The following is a 15,980-nucleotide window of genomic DNA, read 5'->3' as shown; positions in this document are numbered from 1 at the left end:
GTCCGACGCCGCAGATCAGCCATGTGCCGAGCCTACAGCGTGGTGCCTCCCGGCAAAGTCGTCGAGCAGCAAACCGGTAGATTTGTGCCGTGAATTCCATCAGTGCGCACTGGACCGGGGCCTTTCGGGTAATCACGGACGCCGAAGGCTGGCAACACTTCCGGCGGCTCGATCCGGCCCTGCTGATTTCCCCGGCCACCGACGGACTCGAGAACCGGGCCACCATGGCCGCCGGCATCCGGGCAAGCTGGACGGCGTCGTCCGGGACGCTTGTCCTGGAAGCGGAGGGCACAGCGGACAGCTCACCGTTTGACGTTCTGGTGGATGGGAAGCTGGCCCACAGGGTCACCGCGGCAGGCCCGGTGAGTTACGAGCTCCCCTTGGGGACCCTCAAGCCCGGAACTACGGTGCAGCTTTGGCTCCCCCAGTTTGGGACCGTCAGGATCCGGGAAGCATCGCTCAGGGCGAGGGCGTGGAATCAGTGACGGAGTCCGGCAAACGCTGGCTGACGTACGGCAGCTCGCTGACGCATTGCCAACAGGCCAATGGCCCGTCGGAAACCTGGCCTGCCCTGGTGGCGAACCGGTATGGCTGGCAGCTCACCTCGCTTGGGTTCGCTGGCGAGTGCCAGCTGGATCCCGCTGCGGAGTCGACGCTGCAGCAGCTGCCGGCTGATTTCATCTCGCTCTGCCTGGGCATCAACTCCTATAACGCAGCCGTATTTTCGGAACGCAGCTACGCGAGCCAGGTCCTGGGCTTCCTGGCGAACATCCGCAAAGCCCATCCCCTGGCGCCGATCGCCGTCATCACGCCCATGCTGTCGCTGCCCCGGGAGGAGCTGCCCAACGCCGTCGGGATGACCTTTCGGGACTACCGGAACGCAACAGCCGCCGTCGTGCGTGTCCTGCGGGAACGCGGCGACCACGGGTTCCACTGCCTGGACGGCGCCGCCGTCTTCACTCCCGACCAGGCCGCCGAACTGATGCCGGACACGCTCCATCCTGACAACACGGGCTACCGGCTGATGGCCGCACGGCTGGGTCCACTCCTCGCCGCGGTGGCGAACTAATACATCGCCGGGACCACCAGCGGCCTCCTGGGAAGGGCGTAGTGTCGGTAGTAGGAGATTTCGGGGTGGCATATAGGTCCGGGGTTGAATATACGGGCCGCGCGCGCAGAGAGCGCACAGCCGCCAGCGGGGTCGGGTGACCCCGGCGACGCTTGGAATTGAGGCCGCATGGCCGAGAATGATGCCCTGCCAACGGCGGAGCAATTACAGGACCTGCTTCTTGAGAGTCAGGGTTTCACCGAATTCCTCCTTGGACTGACAGCCCGGAGCCTGGACGAACGCCAGTACGCTTTCGAGGACGGCCCCTGCCTGACGGCGCTGCGGGAGCAGCGCACAGTCCTTATCCGTGATCTTCAGGCGGACGAACTGCGTTGCAGTCCCGGGCCGTTGTGGACTCGGCCGTGGCCCTGATCATGGTGCAGAACCGCTGCAGCCATGAGACCGCCGTCAAGCTCCTGCATCTTGCCTCCCGCAGCAGCAACCGCCGGGTGCATGACATCGCCGAGGACATCCTGCACCACACGTCAGACATCCCCGTCATCACAGGAGGCGGGAAGAAATGATGGACGACGGCGGATTGGGCACCCCCCAGCCAGCCTTCGAGGCGGAGCAGCGCAAGTTTGCGGCCACCCAGTTCCAGAGCGGGAACATCAGCCTCCCCCGGCTATGGACCTACTATTAGGGGATCGGCGGAAACGTCGATCTGCTCGGGGTGGACGCCTATCTGCACGAACTGGTGGAATTGGCCCCACTGCAGATGGATCTCATCCAAGCCGCAATCAAGGAGATCACGGCGGACGGACCGGGAAGTGCACATGTCCCAGGACTTTGATATCCGAGAACCCCAATCCGGCAAGCTTGGACGCGCCGGCGCCGGCCTGCACGAGTTTGTGCTCCACCTGCAGGACCTCGTCCTGGCAAGCCCCGACGTCCGTGAATTCCTGACGGACACGGCCGCGATTCTTGCCACCCAACTGTCACAGCCCGGGAACCACTTGTCCTGTGGGATCACAGTCGTCCGGCAGAAGCGGCCGGTCGCTGTGGCCTGCAGCGATACCCGCGCCCGGACCCTGGACGAACTGCAAAACAGCATTGGCGACGGACCCTGCCTGACCGCCCTTCGGACAGAAGGCATGGTCCATGTCCCGGATCTGGACGACGATGTCCGTTGGCCGAAATACACCCAGGCTGCCCGCCTGCTGGGCATCGGCTCCATCGTGGCGGTACCAATGCATCTGCATGCTCCTGCTCAGGCGGTGGTTACCCTCTACTCCCCCAACACGGATGGCTTCCCGCGTCACGGGATTGATGCGGCTGTTGGCCTGACGGGCATCGCCGCCAAGGCGCTGGACCTTGCCCTGAACATCGCACAGTTGCGCGACGCGCGTGACGACCTCGCGGCCGCCCTGAAATCCCGCACTGTCATTGACACAGCCATTGGGGCCATCATGGCGCAGAACCGGTGCAACCGCGAGGCGGCATTCCAGATATTGGTCAAGGCGTCCAGTTACCGCAATATCAAGCTAAAGGATGTGGCCGCCGGCATCATTTCCGGAATTGGCGGCGAACGGGAATTCCCCACCACGTACGACGAATAGCCAAACAGCCTGAATCCGTGCAGCCAGCCCAAACGCTCTCTCACTTGATGCGGCTTTAAGCCAAACGCTCTCTCACTCTCTTGAGGCAAGTGAGAGAGCGTTGGTGATTTTCCTGCGTTAAGTGAGAGAGCGTTTGATTGGGCCGGGGGCGTTGCCGCCCAGCCGTGCCGTGACTTTGGCTGCCGCTGCCCGGCAGGATTCGCCGAGGTTCTGCAGGCGGTCCTTGGAGACGCGGAACCGCGGGGCCGGGATGAGGACTGCTGCCACAAGGTCGCCGCGGTGATCGTAGACGGGGGCGGCGACGCCGACTTCATCCATGGAGGACTCGCCGTAGTTGATGGCCCATCCGCGGCTGGCGTCGTCTTTGAGGCGGAGCAGATAGTCCTCGAGGGAAGCCTCGTCCAGCCCGGGGTAGGTAATGGCTCCGCTGCGCAGGAGGGCCCGGACCCTCTCCTCCGGTTCCGCTGCCAGGAACACCTGGACCGAGGAACTCAACGCGTCGGTGTACCGTGCCCCCAACGGCGTTGTGTGCTTGATCTGGTGACGGCTGGCAATCTGCTCCACGCAGATCGACTCGTGGCCCTCCCACAACATCAAGGCACTGGTTTCGCCGGTCAGTTCGGTGAGTTCCTGCAGAACAGGATAGGCGACGCGCCGTTCCTCCAGGTCGGCCAGAAGCGGGCCGGCGACGGCAATCAGGCCCAGCCCGAGGCGGAAACGGCGCGTGTCCGCATCCCGCTCCACGAGGTTTTCCTGTTCGAAGGTTGCCAGGATCCGTGACACCGTGCTTTTGTGCAGGCCTACCCGGTTGGCGATCTCCGTCACGCCAAGCAAGGGTTCGTCGGCCGTGAATGATCGTAGGACGGCGATGGCGTTGAGGATGACCGAGGCACCCTTGGTGTCGCCCGTGCCGTTGGTGTCGCTGCCGTTGGTGTCACTGGAATCTGGTGTGGTCATGATGGTCACTATCATTGCGCATAGTCAGCCGAAAGCGGCGAATACCTGGTCGGTGGTCGAGCCTGTCGAAACCCGGGTTTCGACAGGCTCAACCACCGGGGGTTAAGCTCAAGCGCCCCGGGTCAGGCTCCGATGATGTTGTATTCGGGGCCGAACGGGAACTTGGTGATGTTCTCTGCCCCATCTTCGCCCACCACGAGGATGTCGTGTTCGCGGTAGCCGCCGGCACCGGGCTGGCCGTCCAGGACGGTGATCATGGGCTCCATGGAGACCACCATGCCCGGCTCGAGTACGGTGTCGATGTCCTCGCGGAGTTCCAGGCCGGCTTCGCGGCCGTAGTAGTGGCTCAGGACACCGAAGGAGTGGCCGTAGCCGAAGGTGCGGTTGGCCAGCAGTCCGTGGCCGACGTAGATCTCGTTGAGTTCTGCGGCGATGTCCTTGCACACGGCGCCGGGCTTGATCAGCTCAAGGCCGCGCTTGTGGACCTCCACGTTGATGTTCCACAGTTCCAGCGAGCGGGCATCGGGTTCGCCGTAGAACAGGGTGCGCTCCAGGGCTGTGTAGTAGCCGCTGGTCATGGGGAAGCAGTTCAGGGACAGGATGTCGTGTTCCTGGACCTTGCGGGTGGTGGCCCAGTTGTGGGCGCCGTCGGTGTTGATGCCGGACTGGAACCACACCCAGGTGTCGCGGATCTCAGAGTCCGGGAACGTGCGGGCGATTTCGTGCACCATGGCCTCGGTGCCGATCAGGGCCACCTCGTATTCGGTGATGCCGGCCGTGATGGCGTTGCGGATTGCCTCGCCGCCGAGGTCGCCGATGCGGGCACCGTGCTTGATGACCTCGATTTCCTCGGCGGATTTAATCATGCGCTGGCGCATCGCGGCCTGGGCCACGTCCACCAGGGTTGCGCCGGAGAAGGCGGCCTGGATCTTGTTGCGGTTGTCCAGCGGCAGCGAGTCGTCCTCGACGCCGAGGCGGCGCGGGTTGATCCCGCGGGTCCGCAGGACTTCCTGGATGGCGAAGATGTAGTTGTCCCGGCGCCAGTCCGTGTAGACCAGGTTGTCGCCGAAGCTCCGGCGCCAGGGCATGCCGGCGTCGATGTTGGCGGTGACGGTGACAGTGTCATCCTTGGTGACCACCATGGCGTAGGAACGGCCGAAGGTGGTGAAGAGGAAGTCGGAGTAGTACTTGATGGAGTGGTAGCTGGTCAGGACAACGGCGTCCAGGTCCTTCTCCGCCATGATCCGGCGAAGCCCGGCGATACGCCGCTCGAACTCGGTGTCGGAGAAGGTCAGGGAGACCTTCTGGCCGTTCTTGAGGACCTTCAGGCGCTCCAGTTCGGAAACGGAGGTTGCGTTCTCAGATGCTGTGGTGGTCATTGTGGTGGTGCCTTTCTGTGGTGCAGTTACTTGAAGTGGGAAGAAGAAGTCTGTTAGTCGTGGCGCAGCGGTTCTTTGCAGGTTTCGCGGGAGAGGGCAACGGCGATCAGGGAGATCACCGCGGCGCCCACCAGGTACCAGGCCGGAGCCAGGTCATTGGCAGTGGCCGCGATCAGCAGCGTTGCCATGAACGGAGCGGTGCCACCGAAAAGCGCGTTGGAGAGGTTGAAGCTGACCGCGAAGCCGCTGTAGCGGACCCGGGTGGGGAACATTTCGGCCAGGAAGCTGGGGAGCGTGCCGTCGTTGAGGGTGAGCATCGCACCGAGGAGGATCTGGGCGAGGACGATGACCAGGAAGTTCCCTGTTCCCAGCAGCGCGAAGGCGGGCACGGTCAGCACAATGAAGGTGATGGATGCGCTGATGAGGACCTTCTTGCGGCCATAGCGGTCCGAGAGCATTCCGGTCAGGAAGATAAAACCGATGTACGTCAGCAGCGCGATGGTGGTTGCCAGGAAGGATTCTGTTTCGCCCAGGCCCAGTTCCGCGGACAAATAAGTGGGCATGTAGCTGAGGATGACGTAGAACCCGACGGCGTTGAGCAGCACGGCGCCGACGGCCTGCAGCAACTGCCGCCAGTGGTTCCGGAACAGGCTGGACACGGGTGCCTTGATGGTTTCGTCCTCGGCTGCGAGTTCGCGGAACACCGGGGTGTCTTCGAGCTTTGTCCGGATGTAGCGGCCGATCAGTCCCATCGGGGCTGCCAGCACGAACGGCAGGCGCCAGCCCCAGCTTTGCATTGCGTCGGAACTGAGCAGGACTGTCAGCAGGCCTGCCATCAGGGAACCGAGGAGCAGGCCGGCCGCGGTGCTGGCGGGAACAACCGCGGCGTACAGGCCGCGCCTATTGGCGGGCGCGTACTCGACGAGGAAGGCCGATGCTCCGGCGTACTCGCCGGAGGCGGAGAAGCCCTGAACTACCCGGATGATCAGAAGCAGGACGGGAGCCCAGATGCCGATCGTGTCGTAGCCAGGAATCAGTGCGATGCAGAAAGTTGCCCCGGACATGATCAGGATGGACAGCGACAGTGCGGTCCGGCGGCCTACCTTGTCTCCGATATGGCCCCAGACGAACCCGCCGAGCGGGCGTACAAGGAACGAAATCGCAAACAGGGCGAAGGTCAGCAGAAGCCCGGTCTGGGGATCTGACTCAGGGAAAAACACCGTGGCGATGGTAACGGCCAGATAGCCGTAAACGGCGTAGTCGAACCATTCAACGAAGTTGCCGATGAAGCTGGCCGCAATGACTCTGCGGCGCGTTTCTTTGCTGACACCGTTGTCAGCCGGTTCAAAATTCTGGCCGCTCATGGTGCTGCGGCTGGCGCGGGGGCTGTCATGTACGCCGTGCGGTTCCGGGCCAAGGCCTCCCGCAAGAGCGGGGGAGGGAGTTTCGTTACTCATGTATCCACCAAGTTGTTTGGGGTTGCAATCAGCGCAACGCTGTTGCATCAGATTATGCGTGACCTGCAGCACAGTCAATCCTTTTTTGTTTGTAGCGGGAAAATTTTTGGGGAAGGCGCTGGATAGGGCCATCTGGATAGTCGGGGTGCCCTGAGAATTAGTTGCAGCCAGCGATGGCGCGTTGCGTCGAATCGGGCGCCGAAAGTGACTCCTGGTTTCGCGGGGAGAGTCACAGTGGCGCCTTCTATTGACACCCTTTGTGATGGCTGTCATATTTTCGAGTACGCGCTATGTGCACCGTGTTGTGTAATACGCAATTGACTTGGATGCGGTGCCGGCACTTGGCCAGCTTCTCGACGAGACGCCGGCCGGGTGCCACCAGGCCGGGTCCGTACGACGTACAAGGAGACTTTGCACATGACAGACACGAACTACGACTACGTCATCGTCGGAGGGGGAAGCGCCGGCTCTGTGCTGGCCGGCCGGCTGAGCGCGGAAGGCTCCAGTGTCCTTGTCCTGGAAGCCGGCAGAAGCGACTATCCGTGGGACCTTTTCATCCAAATGCCTGCCGCCCTGACCTTTCCCAGCGGCAACCCCCTGTACGACTGGCGCTACCAGTCTGATCCCGAACCGCACATGGGCGGCCGGAGAGTTGCCCACGCACGCGGCAAGGTTCTCGGCGGATCGAGCTCCATCAACGGCATGATCTTCCAGCGCGGAAATCCGCTCGACTACGAGCGCTGGGGCGCCGACGCCGGAATGGACACCTGGGACTTCGCGCACTGCCTGCCTTACTTCAACCGGATGGAAAACGCCCTCGCCGCAGATCCCGATGATGAGCTGCGCGGCCATTCCGGTCCCCTCGTCCTGGAGCGCGGCCCCGCCACAAATCCGTTGTTCCAGGCCTTCTTCAAAGCCGCCCTGGAGGCCGGCTACCCGATGACCGACGACGTCAACGGCTACCGCCAGGAAGGCTTTGCAGCCTTCGACCGGAACGTGCACAAAGGCCAGCGCCTGTCGGCGTCCAGGGCCTACCTCCGTCCCAACACCAAACGGCCCACTCTCACCGTCCTGACCCGCGCGCTGGTCACCAAGGTCAACTTCACGGGCAACGTTGCAACCGGCGTCACCTTCCGCCGAAACGGAAAGACGCACCAGGTAAAAGCCGGCGAGGTCATCCTGTCCGGCGGCGCCATCAACACCCCGCAGCTGCTGCAGCTGTCCGGTGTGGGCGAAGCGCAGCATCTGAAATCCCTCGGCATCAACCCGGTGGTCAACCTGCCCGGCGTGGGCGAAAACCTGCAGGACCACCTCGAGGTCTACATCCAGCACGCCTGCACGCAGCCCGTGTCCATGCAGCCGAACCTGGACCTGTGGCGCTACCCGCTCATCGGCCTCCAGTGGCTCCTGGGACGCAAGGGACCCGCCGCCACCAACCACTTCGAAGGCGGCGGCTTCGTCCGCTCCAACGAGGACGTTGACTACCCCAACCTGATGTTCCACTTCCTTCCTGTCGCCGTGCGGTACGACGGCCAGAAGGCGGAAGCGAAGCACGGCTACCAGGTGCACATTGGCCCCATGTACTCGGACGCCCGAGGCAGCCTCAGGATCAGGTCCACGGATCCCACCGTCCACCCCTCGATGCTGTTCAACTACCTTTCCACCGAACAGGACCGCCGCGAATGGGTGGAGGCAATCCATATCGCCCGTGACATCCTCGGCCAATCGGCCATGGGCCCCTTCAACGGCGGTGAGCTTTCGCCGGGCCGCAGCGTCCAGACAGACGCGGAGATCCTCGACTGGGTTGCCCGTGATGCCGAAACCGCGCTCCACCCGTCCTGCACCGCGAAAATGGGTCCGGAGTCCGATCCCATGGCCGTGGTGAACCCGCTCGACATGACCGTCCACGGCACCCGCGGCCTCCGGGTGGTGGACGCCTCGGCCATGCCCTACGTGACCAACGGCAACATCTACGCCCCGGTGATGATGCTGGCCGAAAAAGCAGCCGACCTGATCGCCGGCAAGGCGCCGCTCGCACCGCAGAACGCGGAGTTCTACCGGCACGGCATCAGCCCGCTGGACCGTACCGCTGTCGCCACGAACCAGGGCTGAGGCGGGGACATGACGATTGACACACCAGTCCAGCTCGCCCGGGGCGTCTATGTCGACGGCGCGTGGTCGCCGTCGTCGGGAAACCGGACCCGGACCATCAGCTGCCCTGCCGACGGAACCACGGTGGCCGTCGTCGCCGAAGGGACGGCAGCGGATGCCGACGCCGCAGTGGCCAGCGCACGGCGCGCCTTTGACGACGGCGACTGGCCGCGCGCCGGGGAAAAGGAGCGGGGCCGCGTCCTCCAGCGCGTCGCCGCGCTGCTGGAGCGCGACAAGGCAGCCTACGCAACCGCCGAGGCGCTCGACACCGGAAAACGCTACGTCGAGGCCGAATGCGACATCGACGACGTCATTGCCTGCTTCCGCTACTACGCAGGGATTGCCGGAAACGACGCGGGACGGGTGATCGAGACCGGCAACCCCGAGGCGATCAGCCGGATCGTGCACATGCCGGTGGGGGTCTGCGGGCTCATCACCCCCTGGAACTATCCGCTCCTCCAGGTCTCGTGGAAGGTGGCCCCGGCGCTCCTTGCAGGGAACACTTTCGTCCTCAAGCCCAGCGAACTGACGCCGTCAACGGCCGTGCTTCTCATGGAGACCCTGGCCGAGGCCGGGGTGCCGGCCGGCGTCTCCAACCTGGTGACCGGCACCGGGCCGGAAGTCGGGGCCGTGCTCAGCACCGATCCCAGGGTGGACCTGGTGTCCTTCACCGGCGGCCTGTCCACCGGCAAGCGCATCATGGAAGCAGCTGCCGCCACGGTCAAGCGTGTGGCGCTGGAGCTGGGCGGAAAGAACCCCAACATTGTGTTCGCCGACGCCGACCGGGAAGCCGCCGTCGACTTCGCCCTGACCGCCATCTTCCTGCACTCCGGGCAGGTCTGCTCGGCCGGGGCGCGCCTGATCGTGGAGGAGTCGATCCACGATGAGTTCGTGGCCGAGGTTGCCCGGCGGGCACGGAATATCCGGCTCGGCGGACCGTTCGATGAAGCGGCCGAGACCGGGCCGCTGATTTCCTTCGCCCACCGGGACAAGGTGCACGCCTACGTACAGGCAGGGGTGGAGGAAGGCGCCACGCTCGTCTGCGGCGGTTTCATCCCAGACGGCGTCTCTCCCGCCGGGGCCGACCTCACAGCAGGAAGCTACTACCCGCCCACCATCCTGGACGGCTGCAGGAGCAGCATGCGCGTTGTGCAGGAAGAATCCTTCGGGCCCGTGCTCACGGTGGAAACCTTCCGCACCGAGGCCGAGGCAATCCGCATCGCCAACGACACCGTCTACGGCCTCGCCGGAGCTGTCTGGTCCGGCGACGCCTCCCGCACGCAGCGCGTGGCGCAGGCTCTGCGGCACGGCACGGTGTGGATCAACGACTACCACCCCTACGTCCCGCAGGCGGAATGGGGCGGCTTCGGGCAGTCCGGCAACGGCCGGGAACTGGGAACGCTCGGCCTGGCCGAATACCGGGAAACCAAGCACATCTGGCAGAACACCCGGCCCGCTCCCAGCGGCTGGTTCGGCTCACCGACGGAGGCCTAGGACAGGCAGGACCGGCTCAACAGCCACGCACTAACAATTACGCAAAACCAAGGGGAACCGGCCCGGCACGCATCGCTTTGTGCCCGGCCGTTGATGACGCCTGCGCCGGCGAGATGCGGGGCATCACCATCGTGCTATTCGATTTAGGAGCTCAGATGTTAAAACCCAGCAAGAGCGTTGACGCAAGCGGCATGGACGAATTCGGCTATGCCCAGACCCTGGACCGCAGCATCGGCAAGTTTGCCAGTTTTGCCGCCGGAGTCAGCTACATCTCCATCCTCACCGGTGTTTTTCAACTGTTCTACTTTGGTTTCTCCATGGCCGGACCGGCCTACGCCTGGTCCTGGCCGCTGGTCTTCGCCGGGCAACTCATGGTGGCGCTGTGCTTCGCCGAACTGGCAGGCCGATACCCGGTGGCCGGCTCGGTCTATAACTGGGCCAAGCGGCTCTCCTCCGGCACGTTCGCCTGGCTGGCCGGCTGGCTGCTGCTCATTTCCTCGATCGTGGCGCTTGGGGCAGTGGCCCTGGCCCTGCAACTCACGCTGCCGCAGATCTGGTCCGGATTCCAGCTTGTGGGTGATGGGACCGGGCCGTCCGACTTCGCGGTCAACGGCGTGGTGCTGGCCAGCATCATGATCGGCATCTCCACGCTCATCAACGCCTTCGGCGTGAAGCTGATGACCAAGATCAACAGCATTGGCGTGTTCGTGGAACTGGTCGCGGCCGTGCTGCTCATCCTCGCCCTTGGCTGGCATGTGGTCCGCGGTCCCGAGGTCCTCTTTGACACCGCCGGGTTCGGCGAAGAGCACCCCCTGGGGTTCTTCGGCGTGTTCCTCATCGGGGCCATGGCGTCCGGCTACGTGATGTACGGCTTCGATACCGCAAGTTCCCTGGGCGAGGAGACGAAGGACCCGAAGCGCACGGCCCCGAAGGCGATCCTGCGTGCGGTCACTGCGTCCTTCGTGCTGGGCGGACTGATCCTGCTCGGCGGGCTCCTGGCTGCACCGGACCTGGGCGACCCCAGGCTTGGAGCTGCCGACGGCGGCCTGCAATACATCGTGCTGTCCGTGTTGGGCGGCCCGTTCGGCAAGGCGTTCCTGGTGTGCATCGTGGTGGCCGTGGTGGTCTGCACCCTGGCCGTCCACGCCGCCGCCATCCGGATGATGTTCGCGATGGCCCGGGACAACAACCTGCCGTTCAGCCACCAGCTCAGCAAGGTACACCCGGGCCGGAAGACCCCCACGGTCGCGGCCATCGTGATCGGCGTCATCGCCGTCATCCCGCTGATCGTCAACGTCTCCCAGCCCGCAATCTTCACCATCCTCTCCAGCATCAGCATCGTGCTGATCTACCTGTCCTACCTTCTGGTCACCGTGCCCATGCTCCGCAGGCGCCTGGTGAAGAAATGGCCGCTGCCCAACGACGACACCGAACCCGGCTTCAGCCTCGGCAAGTGGGGGCTGCCGGTGAATGTCCTCGCCGTTCTCTGGGGCGGCGGCATGACCCTGAACCTGATCTGGCCACGGCCGGAGATCTACAACTCAGTGCCCCCGTTCGAGTGGTACCTGCAGTGGGGCGGCGTCATCTTCGTTGGGGCCGTCGTCGCCATTGGCGTCCTGATGTACCGGCTGAAGCTTCGGCACCAGACCGGTGTCCTGGCCGAGCATGCGGCTCCCGCGGCAGATGGCGCCGTGGCCGGTAAGGCTGTGGCCGGCGACCCCATCAAGCGTGATGAGGACCTCGAACCAGCCCACTAGCCGTCCCTTTGGGATCCTGGTGCCGGACCCCGGTCCGGGTGAGGCGCTGGTGGACATCCTCACCTGCGGCGAATGCCGCGCCTGCGCCAAGGGCCAGCCGCAGTACTGCTTCAACACCCACAACGCCACGCAGGAGATGACGCTCGAGGACGGCACGGAACTGTCGCCGGCGCTGGGCATCGGCGCATTCGCGAAGAAGACCCTGGTGGCGGCAGGGCAGTGCACCAAAGTGGATCCCGAAGCTGATGCCGCCGCCGTCGGACTGCTTGGCTGCTGCCGGTTCGCGGCGTCGTCGTCACCGCTGCGGGGAACCGAACCGGCCACGACTTCGTCTCACGCTTCTTTGGTGCCGGGGCCGGCATTAGCGAGGACCCGGTGACCGGCTCGGCACACTCCCAATTGGCCCCACTCTGGGCCGCCAGGCTGGGCAGCACGGTCCTGGCTGCCAGCCAACTCTCGGCACGCGGTGGGACCGTGCTCTGCCGAGTGGAAGGTGAGCGCACCCTGCTCTCCGGCACGTGCGTGCGGTACCTGGAAGGGAGTGTGTGGCTGGCTGCCTAGTCGCGCCCCGGCAATGTTCGTCCGCTTCGTGCCGCACGCTCCTGGGAGTTCCGAGGAGCCACGGTAAGGGATGCCACAGTTTCCAGCCGTGGGTGCAGGTTGTCGCCGCCTTCCACGACGCCTGTCTGCCACCAGAGTTTCAACCCTTCCGGGGCAACCTCCAGGCTGGCCAGGCTGTTGTTGAACCAAGGCCCCTCGACGCGTGTCCAGCGGAACGGCGGGTTGGGCACATGCGCCGAGCGGGCCACCATGGCACCGACCGGTGACGCCAGGCCGTAGGCCATGACGGCCCCGAAGTATCTCATCAGCCGGGGAAGGGGGTTGCGGATCGGGGAACAGACTGCCTGTATGATCCGGCTGCCGGAGGAGCGTTCCACCTCCGCGACGTAGGAAAAATGGACGTCCCCGGACAGGAAGGTCACTGTCTCGGGTGACGGGCCGCGCTTGCCATCGGCGACCTCGGACGCCATGGCAGCCACGTCCTGGAAGCTATTTTGGAAGGCGCCCCAGTGTTCCAGGTCCACCGTCTGGCGCAGCTTCTCGCCCGCCTGGGCGGCGAGCTTCCCCCACGCGCCCTCCGATATAGCCTCATTCCACGACTCGACGTGGTGCAGGCCCATCGGCAGCAGGAAAGGCAGCGACGTGGCCAGGAGCAGGTGGCGGAATCCGCCGCGCATCCGGCCGTCAAGCCAGGCCATTTCGTCGTCGTCGAGCAGGGCGCGGGCTTCCGGTGCCAGGTTCCTGGCGGCGCGGGAGTCAACCACTATCAGCCTGGTGTCGCCGAAATCCCGGCAGTAGCTCCACCGGTAGGATTCCGGGTCCTGGTCTGCGCGTTCCGCGAAGCTGTCCAGGTCAGCGCTGACGTCGAGTTCGGCCTCGCCCTGGTGCCGGACGATGTGCTGCCAGATGGCATCGTTGAGCCGCTCCTGCGGCGAGAGGTTCCCCAGATGCTGGTAGACCCAGTAGGAGCCCAGCCCCGAGACGATCCGCCCGTGCCACCACGAGGTGGCTTCCATCTCCTTCTTCCAGCTAAGCGAGGCGTTCCAGTCGTCGCGGATGTCGTGGTCGTCGAAGATCATGGCGCTGGGCGGGGTGGACAGCAGCCACCTGTTCGCCGGGTCGGACCACGCGAGATTGTAGAGGTGGGCGTACTCCTCGTAGTCCTTGAGCTCCTCCCCCGGCGGTTCCTCAATGTCCCGGCGGGCGCGAATGAAATCCTGCATCTGTTCGCTCGTCAGGTCGGCGTACACCTGGTCGCCGAGGAAAACCACCAGGTCCGGCCATGCCACACCTCCACCGGATGCCATCGCCAGTGCGTAGGCGCGGAGCGAGTCGACGCCGTGGGTCCGGTTGCCGGTCGCGTCGTGCGGGACGCTGGTGCGGCAGGAGCCGTAGGCCATGCGGAGCGGCTTGCCGGGTTTCAGGGTCGCGATCACCGGCGGCGGAAACCCGGAGGCGGGCTCGGGCCAGACCTGCACGCCGTCGATTTCCAAGGTGTAGGCAAGCACTGATCCTGGCTCAATCCCGTCCGCCTCCACCAGTGCGTAATGGTGGCCGTGTACGGCGAAGGTCCGGGCCTCCCAGTCCCTGCCGCCGGCGCGAACGGTGACGCGGGACTCATTCCGGGTCTCCACCCAGATGCTGGCCGAGGTCTCATCCACGTACCGCATCATGGGGCCGAGCACCAGGGATGTCGTCATGACTTAGTTGTACCTGTTCCGGACCGCGGCAACCATGGGTGCAGCCAAAGAACCTGGGAAACACCAACGCCCCGGCTCCCACGCCCGTCATAGTGCTACCAGGTGCAGACGGGCGCACACGCTGCTCTCGGGCGCTTGTCAGACGGCGGCGTGGAGGAACCGTGCCAGGCCTTCCTCTCCCATGGAGAGCCCGATGTGGGCGAAATCCAGGTGGCCGCAGAACGAGTCACGCCGAGCTGGGGGTGGCCCGTGCTCGATTGCTGTCCGCTTGGATGCCACTTCCGGTTGCAGGTCTTTAGGCAAGAGTGGTGGTTCCCAGTCCTGGTGTTCGCTTTTGTAGTGGCGCCCGCTGGGTGATATCCAGCCGGGTGGTTCGTTCTTCGTGGCTGGCGTGGGTCTCCACGCGGTGGTGTGCCTGAGCCGGTGGTGCCGGGGACATGGATGGCCCAAATTCGATACGCCGGTGGTTCCGCCCCGATGCCAGGCCACGAGGTGGTCCGCTTCGTTGTCCAGGGACTGGTTTGAACATCCCGGGAAGGGACATCGGCCGTCCCGCATCCGCAGCCAGCGCCGCATCGCGTTGGTGGGCCGGTACCTCGTGCGGCCGATCTCCAGCGACGCCCCGTCCCGCGGGTCGACCAGGACCCGGTAGAAGGACTCGGCCCCGTTGGCGACCAGGTCCCTGGCCATCGACGCCGGGATCGGGCCGTACCCGTCCAGCATGGCCGGTTCCTCGGTGGCGCCGAGCAGGGAAAACACCGGTACCGTGACCAGGACCTCGGCCCGGGGCGTGCGGACCTGCCCGGGACCCGTTCCTCCCAGGTTCCCCGCTTCCCCGTCCCCCGCTTCGCCGCCGCGGCCGATACTGCGGCCGTTTCCGCGGCCGAGGAGGGCTGCGGCGTAAACGTCGGCCCGGATCTGGGTGAGGGTCCTGGACTCGTCCGGTCCCTGCAGACCCCGGGAAATGGCGGTGGTGCGGTTCCAGATCGCTGCCGCCTGGTCCGCGGGGAGGTAGGCCGAGAGCCAGGCCATGCCGTCCTTGTCCGGCGTGTAGTCCACCCGCCGGTCCAGGACGGATTTGGCGTGGCGCTTCTCGATGCTCTCTGCGTGGTGTCGTTCGCGCCAGATGCGGGCTTTGTGCCGGAACCGGGAGGCGGGCATTTCCCCGGCAGGGCAGCCACTGGCCGGGTTTGGTGCGTCAGGGTCCAGGAAGTGCGCCTCCAGGGCCGCGGCCCCTGCCGGATCGAGGCTGGCTGTTTCGTCCACCATCACCCGGGCGTGCTGCCAGGACATGGTCCCGGCCTCCAGTGCGGACAGGGTCAGCGGCAAACGCGTGGTGAGCTCGTGGGACTCGGACAGCAACGCACCCGCCGCGCGCGGCCCGATGCTCAGGACGCACCCGATCTCCGCAGCCACCGACGCCTCCCGCGGCATCGTCGGCGCGCCGGGGGGTGCCATCGAGCGGATATTGTCCGCGAACTTCACGGCGGCCTGGGCCTTCAGGGCGGCAAACCGCGGCTCCGACCCGGCCACCCCGGCCAGAATGTCCAGGCAAACATCCGACAGGCCCTGCATCGGGTCGGTATCAGCGGCTTCCCCCGAGCCGTTCCCGCCAAGCTCGGCACTCAGCACAGCAACGGCGGCATTGATATCCGCAAATGCCTTCGCCACGGCTTCTCTTCCCATGCATCCATCATCGCGGGAGGGTCTGACATTTTGACGTGCAGGCTCAGTCCAGCCCGCCTCCCACCGGCGAGATGACACTTAACGGCAGTGTTCGACGGGACTGCCGTTAAGTGCCACCTCACGGGAAGGAACGGGGCCTGAAGTGTCCGTTCGCGCGAAAGAGCCCGCCGG

Annotated in this window: 14 protein-coding genes and 1 pseudogene; 10 read left to right on the top strand and 5 right to left on the bottom strand. The window is 65.2% G+C overall.

The annotated features are described in order from the left end of the window. The first annotated feature begins 89 nt into the window (after positions 1–89). The 5 genes from AC3IT0_RS00940 (at position 90) to AC3IT0_RS00920 (ending at position 2,667) form a co-directional block, all read left to right on the top strand. Entirely contained in the window at positions 90–485 is a 396-nt protein-coding gene (locus tag AC3IT0_RS00940) for a hypothetical protein (RefSeq protein WP_489321973.1), read from the top strand. Next, the gene (locus AC3IT0_RS00935; RefSeq protein ID WP_489321972.1) at positions 473–1,069 is read left to right on the top strand and encodes a GDSL-type esterase/lipase family protein; all 597 of its coding nucleotides are present in this window, start codon (positions 473–475) and stop codon (positions 1,067–1,069) included. Before AC3IT0_RS00940 ends, AC3IT0_RS00935 begins: the two co-directional genes overlap by 13 nt. A 168-nt stretch (positions 1,070–1,237) precedes the next feature. After that, the gene (locus tag AC3IT0_RS00930) at positions 1,238–1,480 is read left to right on the top strand and encodes a hypothetical protein (protein WP_489321971.1); all 243 of its coding nucleotides are present in this window, start codon (positions 1,238–1,240) and stop codon (positions 1,478–1,480) included. After that, positions 1,471–1,632: an ANTAR domain-containing protein gene (locus tag AC3IT0_RS00925; RefSeq protein ID WP_489321970.1), complete on the top strand. Its 162-nt coding sequence runs from the start codon at positions 1,471–1,473 to the stop codon at positions 1,630–1,632. The genes AC3IT0_RS00930 and AC3IT0_RS00925 overlap by 10 nt, the downstream gene beginning before the upstream one ends. Before the next feature lie 252 nt (positions 1,633–1,884). Continuing rightward, positions 1,885–2,667, top strand: a complete 783-nt coding sequence (locus AC3IT0_RS00920; protein WP_489321969.1) for a GAF and ANTAR domain-containing protein — start codon at positions 1,885–1,887, stop codon at positions 2,665–2,667. Positions 2,668–2,784: 117 nt separating this feature from the next. Here the strand turns inward: AC3IT0_RS00920 and AC3IT0_RS00915 are convergent, their stop codons facing one another. The 3 genes from AC3IT0_RS00915 to AC3IT0_RS00905 form a co-directional block, all read right to left on the bottom strand. Further along, positions 2,785–3,624: an IclR family transcriptional regulator gene (locus tag AC3IT0_RS00915; RefSeq protein ID WP_489321968.1), complete on the bottom strand. Its 840-nt coding sequence runs from the start codon at positions 3,622–3,624 to the stop codon at positions 2,785–2,787. 122 nt (positions 3,625–3,746) lie between these two features. Further along, positions 3,747–5,003 (bottom strand): aminopeptidase P family protein, encoded by a 1,257-nt coding sequence (locus AC3IT0_RS00910; RefSeq protein ID WP_489321967.1) that lies wholly within the window; start codon positions 5,001–5,003, stop codon positions 3,747–3,749. A 53-nt stretch (positions 5,004–5,056) separates the two neighbouring features. Next, on the bottom strand, positions 5,057–6,460 hold the full coding sequence (locus AC3IT0_RS00905; protein ID WP_489321966.1) for an MFS transporter: 1,404 nt from the start codon (positions 6,458–6,460) through the stop codon (positions 5,057–5,059). Positions 6,461–6,877: 417 nt separating this feature from the next. Here AC3IT0_RS00905 and betA point away from each other — a divergent pair, with 417 nt between their 5' ends. From betA to AC3IT0_RS00880, 5 genes and pseudogenes are all read left to right on the top strand, one after another. Continuing rightward, on the top strand, positions 6,878–8,572 hold the full coding sequence (gene betA / locus AC3IT0_RS00900; protein WP_489321965.1) for a choline dehydrogenase: 1,695 nt from the start codon (positions 6,878–6,880) through the stop codon (positions 8,570–8,572). A 9-nt stretch (positions 8,573–8,581) separates the two neighbouring features. After that, positions 8,582–10,105, top strand: a complete 1,524-nt coding sequence (locus tag AC3IT0_RS00895) for an aldehyde dehydrogenase family protein (protein ID WP_489321964.1) — start codon at positions 8,582–8,584, stop codon at positions 10,103–10,105. Between the two features lie 155 nt (positions 10,106–10,260). Continuing rightward, positions 10,261–11,862: an APC family permease gene (locus AC3IT0_RS00890; protein WP_489321963.1), complete on the top strand. Its 1,602-nt coding sequence runs from the start codon at positions 10,261–10,263 to the stop codon at positions 11,860–11,862. After that, positions 11,837–12,136, top strand: a pseudogene (locus tag AC3IT0_RS00885) (hypothetical protein); the annotation flags it as partial. The gene AC3IT0_RS00890 and the pseudogene AC3IT0_RS00885, both read left to right, overlap by 26 nt. Next, complete coding sequence (locus AC3IT0_RS00880; RefSeq protein WP_489323876.1) at positions 12,133–12,423, top strand: PhzF family phenazine biosynthesis protein; 291 nt, start codon at positions 12,133–12,135, stop codon at positions 12,421–12,423. The pseudogene AC3IT0_RS00885 and the gene AC3IT0_RS00880, both read left to right, overlap by 4 nt. On the opposite strand, the gene AC3IT0_RS00875 is transcribed toward AC3IT0_RS00880, so the two are convergent. Both AC3IT0_RS00875 and AC3IT0_RS00870 read right to left on the bottom strand, forming a co-directional pair. After that, positions 12,420–14,123 carry an alkaline phosphatase D family protein gene (locus AC3IT0_RS00875; RefSeq protein WP_489321962.1) on the bottom strand — a complete coding sequence of 568 codons (1,704 nt, stop codon included), beginning with the start codon at positions 14,121–14,123 and terminating at the stop codon, positions 12,420–12,422. The two genes, AC3IT0_RS00880 and AC3IT0_RS00875, sit on opposite strands and share 4 nt — an antisense overlap. A 138-nt stretch (positions 14,124–14,261) precedes the next feature. Then, positions 14,262–15,809 (bottom strand): HNH endonuclease signature motif containing protein, encoded by a 1,548-nt coding sequence (locus AC3IT0_RS00870; RefSeq protein ID WP_489321961.1) that lies wholly within the window; start codon positions 15,807–15,809, stop codon positions 14,262–14,264. Positions 15,810–15,980 lie beyond the last annotated feature (171 nt).

Source organism: Pseudarthrobacter sp. KH_020_B (genome assembly GCF_057840185.1).
The sequence above is the reverse complement of the archived record's forward strand: the minus strand, read 5'-3'. Positions and strand labels throughout refer to the sequence as shown.

Bases quoted from the DNA above. Each gene is read 5' to 3' on its own strand.
- AC3IT0_RS00930 (WP_489321971.1), top strand. From the start codon at position 1,238: ATGGCCGAGAATGATGCCCTGCCAACGGCGGAGCAATTACAGGACCTG.
- AC3IT0_RS00920 (WP_489321969.1), top strand. From the start codon at position 1,885: ATGTCCCAGGACTTTGATATCCGAGAACCCCAATCCGGCAAGCTTGGA.
- AC3IT0_RS00915 (WP_489321968.1), bottom strand. From the start codon at position 3,624: ATGACCACACCAGATTCCAGTGACACCAACGGCAGCGACACCAACGGC.
- AC3IT0_RS00910 (WP_489321967.1), bottom strand. From the start codon at position 5,003: ATGACCACCACAGCATCTGAGAACGCAACCTCCGTTTCCGAACTGGAG.
- AC3IT0_RS00905 (WP_489321966.1), bottom strand. From the start codon at position 6,460: ATGAGTAACGAAACTCCCTCCCCCGCTCTTGCGGGAGGCCTTGGCCCG.
- betA (WP_489321965.1), top strand. From the start codon at position 6,878: ATGACAGACACGAACTACGACTACGTCATCGTCGGAGGGGGAAGCGCC.
- AC3IT0_RS00895 (WP_489321964.1), top strand. From the start codon at position 8,582: ATGACGATTGACACACCAGTCCAGCTCGCCCGGGGCGTCTATGTCGAC.
- AC3IT0_RS00890 (WP_489321963.1), top strand. From the start codon at position 10,261: ATGTTAAAACCCAGCAAGAGCGTTGACGCAAGCGGCATGGACGAATTC.
- AC3IT0_RS00875 (WP_489321962.1), bottom strand. From the start codon at position 14,123: ATGACGACATCCCTGGTGCTCGGCCCCATGATGCGGTACGTGGATGAG.
- AC3IT0_RS00870 (WP_489321961.1), bottom strand. From the start codon at position 15,809: ATGGGAAGAGAAGCCGTGGCGAAGGCATTTGCGGATATCAATGCCGCC.